We start from the raw sequence: 8235 nt of genomic DNA, 5'->3' as shown, positions 1-8235 counted from the left end.
CATCACCGTCGCCAAGGCCGGCGGCCAATACCAAGTGGTCATCGGCAACGAAGTTACGGACGTCTACGACGCCGTGCTCAGAAACTCCCACATCAAGGGAGTTGGGGAAGTTGCCGAAGACGACGCGGAAGACGCGCCAAAGGGCAACCTGTTCGACCGCTTCGTCGACTTGATCTCCAGCATCTTCCAGCCTTTCCTGGGCGCCCTCTGTGCCGCCGGTATGCTTAAGGGGATAACTGCCCTCCTGGCTGCCACTGGGATGCCGACTACCAACGGGATCTACATCATCTTCAACGCCATGGGCGACGGGATGTTCCAATACCTGCCGTTCTTCCTGGCCTTGACTGCTGCCCGCAAGTTCAAGCTGGACCAATTCACCGGCCTGGCCCTGGCTGGGGCCATGCTCTACCCAACCTTGACCACGACCGTCAAGACCACGACCAGCTTCTTCGGCCTGCCGATCAAGCTGCCGAGCGGCGGCTACTTCCAAACGGTGATTCCAATCATCCTGGCCGTTTGGTTTGCCTCCCTGGTTGAAAAGCGGATGAAGAAGTGGATGCCGACCGACATCAAGATGTTCGCCGTTCCGTTCTTCACTCTCTTGATCTCAGTTCCGCTGTCCATCCTCTTGATCGGGCCGGTAGCCAACACCCTGTCTTCCTGGATCGGGATTGTCTTCCAAGCCATCTACAAGTTCAGCCCAATGCTTTACGGCGCTGTCCTGGGCGGCCTCTGGCAAGTACTCGTTATGTTCGGCCTGCACTGGGGCTTGATCCCTCTGGCTATGATGGACTTTGCCCAAAAGGGCTGGTCAGTTCTCTTGAACCCGTCAGTTGCGGTCTGCTTCGCTCAAACTGGGGCTTTGGCAGCCATCATGATCAAGACCAAGGAAAAGAAGGTCAAGGAGCTTGCTACCCCGGCCCTGATCTCCTCAATCTTCGGGGTTACTGAACCGGCCATCTACGGGGTTACCCTGCCGATGAAGACGCCATTCATCATGACCTGCGTTGCCGGTGCTATCCAAGGTGCCTACTGCGGCTTGACCAACGTGACTGGTTACGCCATGGGCGGCATGGGGATCTTCGCCTTCCCTTCATACATCAACCCTAAGACTGGTTCATTTGCCAGCGTCATCAACCTGGCTATCTGCGCCGTCATCTCACTGATCTTGGGCTTCGCCCTGACCATGCTGATCAAGATTCCTAGCCTTTACGGCGATGAAGAAACTGCTTCAAGCACTCAAACCACTTCAACTGCTGCTCCAGCAGAAGGTCCTTCAGTAACTGTTGCCGGTGAAACCATCCTGGCTCCAGTTGCCGGTGAAATCTGCCCGCTGAGCGAAGTAAAAGACGAAGTCTTCTCTTCCGGCGCCATGGGCCAGGGCCTGGCCATCAAGCCAAGCGAAGGCCTGCTGAAGTCACCGGTTGACGGCACGGTCAGCCTGGTCTTCCCGACCGGCCACGCCATCGGCCTTAAGAGCAAGTCCGGCGCTGAAATCCTGATCCACATCGGCATGGACACGGTTGAACTCAACGGTGAAGGCTTTGAAGTCCTGGTATCCAAGGACGAAGAAGTCAAGGCCGGCCAGCCGCTAGTCAAGTTTGACCTGGAAGGCATCAAGGCCAAGGGCTACGACCTGACCACGCCAGTCATCATCACCAATTCCAAATCCTACCATGAAATTGGCGACAGCAAGCTTGGCACGGTTAAAGCTGGCGATCAGCTGCTGGCCCTGTCCTAAAAGGACAAAACACCAACACATATTTCTCTCAAAAACGTTCATGGAAAGATTTGCCCCCTGGCAAATCTTTTCGTGTATTAAACACAGGTAATATAGCTAGTAAAAATAAAAACAATAACAGATAAGGAGACAAATCATGGCAAAATTTCCAAAAGACTTCCTTTGGGGCGGGGCAACTGCCGCCAACCAGTATGAAGGCGCGTATTCAGAAGACGGCAAGGGCCTCAGCACGGCTGACGTGATGACCAACGGCTCCCACACTGAAGCCAGAAAGATCACCTGGAAGAATCCAAAAACTGGGGAAACCGGCTACGTGCCGATGGCTTTTGGCCAGGCAATGACCTTCCCTGAAGGAGCCGAACCGGCTGTTTTGGATGGCTACTACTACCCAAGCCACACCGCGACCGACTTCTACCACCACTACCAGGAAGACATCAAGCTGATGAGCGAGATGGGCTTCAAGTGCTTCCGCCTCTCCATCAACTGGGCGCGGATTTTTCCAAATGGCGACGACGCTGAGCCAAACGAAAAGGGGCTGGCATTCTATGAAAAAGTCTTCCAAGAATGCCGCAAGTATGGCATTGAACCTTTGGTGACCCTGTCTCACTACGAAACGCCGCTTAATCTCTCTGTCAAGTACAACGGCTGGACCAGCCGCAAGCTGATCGACTTCTTCGTCAACTACGCCAAGACCGTCATGCAGCGCTACAAGGGCCTGGTTAAGTACTACCTGACCTTCAACGAAATCAACATGATGAGCCTCAGCCCTTACATGGCAGCTGGTATTTTGACCGATGATGCCCAAAGCAAGGCCCAAGGCGCCCACAACCAGTTCGTGGCCAGCGCTTTGACGGTCAAGGCGGCCCGGGAAATCGACCCGGAAATCAAGGTCGGCCAGATGCTGGCTTACGGTCCGGTCTACGCCTTGACGGCTGACCCGAAGGACCAATTAAAGGCCCTTAAAGAAAACGACGCTACCCTTTTTTACAGCGACGTTCAGACCGGCGGCCGCTACCCAGACTGGATCTTGAAGAAGTACGAAGCTGAAGGGATCGAGCTGGAAGACAAAGACAGCGACTATGAGCTTTTGGCCCAATACCCGGCCGACTTCCTCAGCTTCTCCTGCTACTCCTCATCCGTAACGACCACCCACGAAGTCAAGGACACTACTGGCGGCAACCTGTCCCTGGGGGTCAAGAACCCTTACCTCAAGACCAACGACTGGGGCTGGACGATCGACCCGGACGTATTGCGGATTGCCTTGAACCAGCTCTGGGACCGGTACCACAAGCCGCTCTGGGTCGTGGAAAACGGCATCGGGGTCAAGGACCAGATCAGCGAAGACGGCAAGATTCACGACCCGGAAAGAATCTCCTACCTGCAGCAGTGCATCGCCTCCATGCACGACGCCATCAACCTCGACGGCGTTGACCTGATGGGTTACGAAATGTGGGGCTGCATCGACCTGGTTTCTGCCAGCACCGGGGAAATGCGCAAGCGCTACGGCTTTGTCTACGTTGACCGCGATGACAAGGGCGAAGGCAGCCTCAAGCGGATTCCAAAGGACTCCTTCTACTGGTACAAGAAGGTTATCGCCAGTGACGGCGAAGACCTAAGCGACTAAACAATCTTTCCCCACCAAAAAAGCTCCCGTATCGCGATTGATACGGGAGCTTTCTTATGCTCTAAAAGCCAAAATAAGGCTCACATGGAGCCGATAAAGTTGTTGCCAACCCAATAGACTAAGCCTAGAAAGATTGTCCCAGCAAGCAGGGCTTCAACTGCTAAGCCCCGTTTATGACTGACCCAGCCATAGACAGCTAAGCCAATGGCCACTCCGGAAACCAGCAGGACGAGAATCCCCACAAATGATGAAATAGGCACAGCACTCACCCTCTTTTTTCATTCCTAAAAATAGCCAATGTCTTTTATCCTCCAAATCAAAATAGATTATTTTTTGGTTAGATTATATATCTGCTTTTTAATAAAATCAACATTTTAAACAATCTCTCCCCACCAAAAAAGCTCCCGTATCGCAATTTGAAGTGATACGGGAGCTTTCTTTTCTGGAAAAGCGTTTCTCGTGCTTATTAGTGCAATTCCAAGTAATTTTCAGCGTTTCTCAAGTCTTCGATTGATAATTGGCCAGGCGCTGAAGTCTTGCCAACGGCACCGAATGACAGGCAGGAGCCAAAGACTTGGCCGGCAATCCGGCTGACCTTGCCCAAGTCGGCCATTGCCATGGTGATGATTGGCGTTGAGAGTGCCTTGCGGGCGTCGTTAGTCGCGCTCAAAAGGGTCAAAACGTCGTCAGCACTGTGCGGCATGCAGGCCAGCTTTGGCACGTCAGCACCCAAGTCAGCCATCTTCTTCAAGCGGAATTCGATGACGTCCTTGGCTGGCACCTTTTCAAAGTCGTGGTTGCTCATGATCACTACCACGTTGTAGTTGTGGGCTTGCTTAACCAGGTCCTTGACTCTTTCTTCATCGTGGAAAAGTTCGATGTCGACCGCGTCGCCCAAACGGTTGGTTACTACAGTAGCCACCAGGTCCAGGTATTCGTCTTCGCCCAGTTCCAAAACGCCGCCTTCGTTCTTGGTTCTGAAAGTAACCAGGACTGGCAGTTCGCCGACTACGTCACGCAAAGCCTTGGCCGTAGCGATCAGCTTTTCATTGTCCTTGATGCCGGCTTCGTAGTAGTCGATCCGCCATTCCATGATGTCAGGCTTGGCAGCCGCGATTTCCTTGGCGGAAGCCAGGATTTCTTCTTCAGTCGCGCCGACGTTTGGCACGGCAATCTTTGGCAGGCCTTCGCCCAAAACAATGTTTCTAACTTTTACAGTAGTCATTTTTATACCTTCTGTTTTTTAAAAAAATTACTTCTTCAGTGAACCAAACAGGTGCTTGTAACGGATAGCGATGATGGTCGTGTCCACGAAACCAAGCAGGGCAACGATCACGTCAAAGAACATAACTTCTCTCATCCCTGGCAAAGCGTTGATTACCAGCGGAATAGTGAAGGAAGCGATTGAACCGGCAGTGTAGAAGAAACCGGTAACCGTCCCCTTGCCAGCTGGGAAGAAGTCGGCCATAACCGTCAACCCCAGTTGCATTACGCCACCAGCGGCAAAGAAACCAACGGCGAAGGCCAGAATGCCCATCAAAACGGCGCTGGTCGGGTATGCCCACATCAGGAAGATGGCGATGAAGGCACCCAAAGTGTAGATTGGCACCAATTGAACTTCCTTGAACTTGCGGCCGATCACTGCAGTAAACAGCACGCAGCAGATTGAACCAAGTGAGTACCAGGAAACCAGGGCGTGGGCAGCGCTGTCGCTCATGTGGCTGATTGACTGCCCGTATTGGGTCAGCATTTGGCTGACCATGTAGAAGGTAGCTTGTGAAATGTAGCCGTAAAGGATGAACAGGGTACCGTCCAGCCACTTGTTGGACTTGACTGCCGGCTTGTCGCCGTCAGCAGCAGCGGCTGCTTCAGCTTCTTCGGCCTTCTTTTCTTCAGCTTCAGCAACTGCCTTGGAGTCCGGGAAGGCCCCCTTGAGGAAGTAGATGAAGGTGATGACCAGGATGGCAGCTGGAATCACGATTGACCAGCCGTACCAAGCCCCGGCACTTGCCAGGCCGCTGACGATGAATGGCAAAAGGAACTGAGCCCCGGAAATGAAGGCCTTCAAAACAACGTTTGAGGTCCCCTTGGCGTCCGGGAAGATTTCCATCAGGGCCGGGTAAGTACCCGTGTCCAGGAAGGAGTTGGCCATCCCGGCGCAGATCCCCAGGATGTAGGCGACGGTAATGTTCTGTGAGAAGAGCAGGCCAACGAAGAAGATCAGGTAGAAGACGATCCCCAGTTGAACGAACGGCTTTCTGCCGAACTTGTCAGACAAGATCCCGGAAATCAGCAGGTTGATGATTCTCCCAACCCCCAAAGAGGAGACTACGGCAATGGCGCCGGTCGCGGTCGTGCCCCACTGGTGGGCCAGGTTGGTGGCGTTTTGCGAAATGATGATGACGCCCATCCCGTGCACGAAGTAGTTCATGTACAGCATGAAGGCAGTCATCATGTATTTATTCTTTTTCATGGTTACTTCCTTCCAAAAATACCTTCTGTAGGCAAATATTCAGCTGCAGAAGGTATCGATTAAAACCTGTTTTATTTTTTCTGTCTAAAAATTACTTGTCTGCATCCATGATTTCTTGGATGTAGTCGGTTGGCATTTCCTTGCCAGTCCACAGCTTGAAGGCAGCGGCACCTTGTTCGATCATCATGCCGATCCCGTTGTAGATGTGCTTTACGCCAGCCTTTTCAGCTACTTCCATCAGCTTGGTCTTGCGTGGTGCGTAGACAGTGTCGGAAACGACCATGTCTTCGTGGAACCATGATGGGTCTTCAACCAAGGTTTGGTCTTGCAGCGGGTTCATCCCTACGCTGGTAGCGTCGCAGTAGATGTCTGATTCAGCGATTGACTTCTTGAAGTCTTCCTTGTCTTCCAGGTGGTGAACGCTGGCTACGCAGTCAGTTTCCTTGTTGATGGTTTCAACGTTCTTGACTGCTTGTGCCCACTTGTCGTCGTCCAGGTTGAAGATGCGGATTTCCTTGGCGCCTTCCAATGAAGCAGTTACGGCGATTGGAGTGGCAGCACCGCCGGCACCGGCCAAAGTGATGACCTTGCCCTTGACGTCCTGGCCGTCCTTCTTCAAAGCCCGCAGCCAGCCCATGCCGTCAGTGGTGTAGCCGGTCAAAACGCCGTGTTCGTTAACGATGGTGTTGACGGCGTCACACATTTGTGAGGTCTTGTCCAGCTTGTCCAGGTAAGGGATAACCTTCTTCTTGTTTGGCATTGAAACGTTCGAGCCCCGCATGTCCAGGGTCCGGATGGCGTCGATGGCGCCCGGCAGCTTTTCGTTGTCGATTTCAAAGCAAAGGTAAGCCCCGTTCAAGCCCAACTTGGCAAAAGCGTTGTTGTGCATGGTTGGTGACATGGTGTGACGGATCGGGTAAGCCATCAAGCCAACCAGAATCGTGTGGCCGTCAAGCCAGCCGGTAATCGGGCCGCTTACGCCTTGAATCTTCGTTTCTTCGATCTCGTTGTTTCTTTCGTCTGCCATTTCTGGATCTCCTTTAACTTTTTTCACAAGTTACTTTTTTCTCAATTCACTATTATGTTATCGTTTTCAAGCTTCGTGATAAATAAGGCAAAGCTGATTTATTGATAAAAGCATTTTATCAGTTTTAAATTAACGGTACAATATAGGTATGGAAAACCGTTGTGATTGATTTGGAGGCAAATATGAACATTCGGCACTTACGTTTTTTTGTCGAGCTGGCCAAGACTGAACACATGGCCAAAGCCGCGGAAAAGCTGGGCATCTCGCAGCCTTCCCTCTCCTATGCCATCAGCAGTATTGAGGAAGAGCTCGGCGTCCCGCTGTTTGAAAAAGACGGACGGAACATCCGCCTGACCAACTACGGCAAGATCTACCTGGAATACGTCAAAAGCGGCTTAAACGACCTGGACCGGGGCGGTGAATACATTGCCGAGCTGCTGGACATCAACCGGGGCCACATCAGAGTAGGCTTCACCTTCACCATGGGCCAGGACTTGATCCCGCAGCTGATCTACAAGTTCAAGCAGGAACCCGACACCAAGGACATTTCCTTCTCCTTTACCCAGGGCACGACCGATGACCTGGTTGAGCAGCTGGTCAACGACGAGCTGGACCTGGTCGTTTCTTCAGCTCCGGACGTTCCCAGCCTGGAGGACAAGGTGGACATCTCCCACCTGGTGGACCAGGAAATGCTGGCCGTGGTTCCTTTCACCAACCCGCTGTCCCAGAAGAACTCGGTCTCCCTGGCCGACCTGGCCAAGTACCCGATGATCTACTACAGCAAAAAGAGCGGCCTGCGCCAGCGCCTGGACAAGATGTTCGCTGATGCCGGCGTCAAGCCCAAGATCGTCATGGAATCCATGGAGGACCACACGATCATCGGCTTCGTGCACTGGGGCTACGGCGTGGCCATCGTGCCCCACCTGCCGCAGCTGAACCCGCAGACGGTCAAGCTGCTCCACATCGACAACCACGTTGGCGTTCACCCGATTTTCGTGGTCAAAAAGTCCGACCACTTCTTGACTCCGGCCGTGACCAGATTCGAACAATTCATCAAGACCTACTGCCGGAAGCACTATAACAACGAACATAAACTGGTTTAGCACAAAAAGCGCCCAAGCATCTGCTTGGGCGTTTTTCGCGAGTTTTTGTAAGGAAGAAGGTCTCAGCGGCCTGGCAAGTCAAGTGCAGGTTTTCACATAGCCGCTTTTCGACCAAAGAAAAAATTTGTGAATTGTTAGCTAATTCTAGTGACTGGCCCCGGAAGTAGCTTCTGGCTTAGGAGCCGGAGCTGCTGGAGCGTGGCTGGCGCTGCTTACGGCGTCTGGCTTGGGAGCCGGAGCTGCCGGAGCATGGCTGGCGCTGCTTAC

6 protein-coding genes are annotated in these 8235 nt (G+C 52.9%); 3 read left to right on the top strand and 3 right to left on the bottom strand.

Features of this window, described 5'->3' with window-relative positions:
- Together lacNas_RS02310 and lacNas_RS02305 are read left to right on the top strand one after the other, a co-directional pair.
- On the top strand, window positions 1-1741 hold a 1741-nt coding region (locus tag lacNas_RS02310; RefSeq protein ID WP_201331358.1), incomplete at its 5' end, for a beta-glucoside-specific PTS transporter subunit IIABC.
- 136 nt (window positions 1742-1877) lie between these two features.
- Complete coding sequence (locus lacNas_RS02305) at window positions 1878-3365, top strand: glycoside hydrolase family 1 protein (protein ID WP_201331357.1); 1488 nt, start codon at window positions 1878-1880, stop codon at window positions 3363-3365.
- 466 nt (window positions 3366-3831) lie between these two features.
- On the opposite strand, the gene aroD is transcribed toward lacNas_RS02305, so the two are convergent.
- The 3 genes from aroD to lacNas_RS02290 all read right to left on the bottom strand — a co-directional run bounded on the left by aroD (window position 3832) and on the right by lacNas_RS02290 (window position 6865).
- Entirely contained in the window at window positions 3832-4590 is a 759-nt protein-coding gene (gene aroD / locus lacNas_RS02300) for a type I 3-dehydroquinate dehydratase (protein ID WP_201331356.1), read from the bottom strand.
- Between the two features lie 27 nt (window positions 4591-4617).
- Window positions 4618-5838, bottom strand: a complete 1221-nt coding sequence (locus tag lacNas_RS02295; RefSeq protein ID WP_201331355.1) for an MFS transporter — start codon at window positions 5836-5838, stop codon at window positions 4618-4620.
- 91 nt (window positions 5839-5929) lie between these two features.
- A complete protein-coding gene (locus lacNas_RS02290; RefSeq protein ID WP_201331354.1) occupies window positions 5930-6865 on the bottom strand; it encodes a shikimate dehydrogenase in 936 nt (311 codons plus the stop codon).
- A gap of 182 nt (window positions 6866-7047) precedes the next feature.
- Between lacNas_RS02290 and lacNas_RS02285 the strand changes: the two genes are divergently transcribed.
- Complete coding sequence (locus tag lacNas_RS02285) at window positions 7048-7968, top strand: LysR family transcriptional regulator (RefSeq protein WP_201331353.1); 921 nt, start codon at window positions 7048-7050, stop codon at window positions 7966-7968.
- The last annotated feature ends 267 nt before the right edge of the window (window positions 7969-8235 follow it).

The sequence above is a fragment of the Lactobacillus nasalidis genome (assembly GCF_016587775.1).
GTDB classification, from domain to species: domain Bacteria; phylum Bacillota; class Bacilli; order Lactobacillales; family Lactobacillaceae; genus Lactobacillus; species Lactobacillus nasalidis.
The sequence above is the reverse complement of the archived record's forward strand: the minus strand, read 5'-3'. Positions and strand labels throughout refer to the sequence as shown.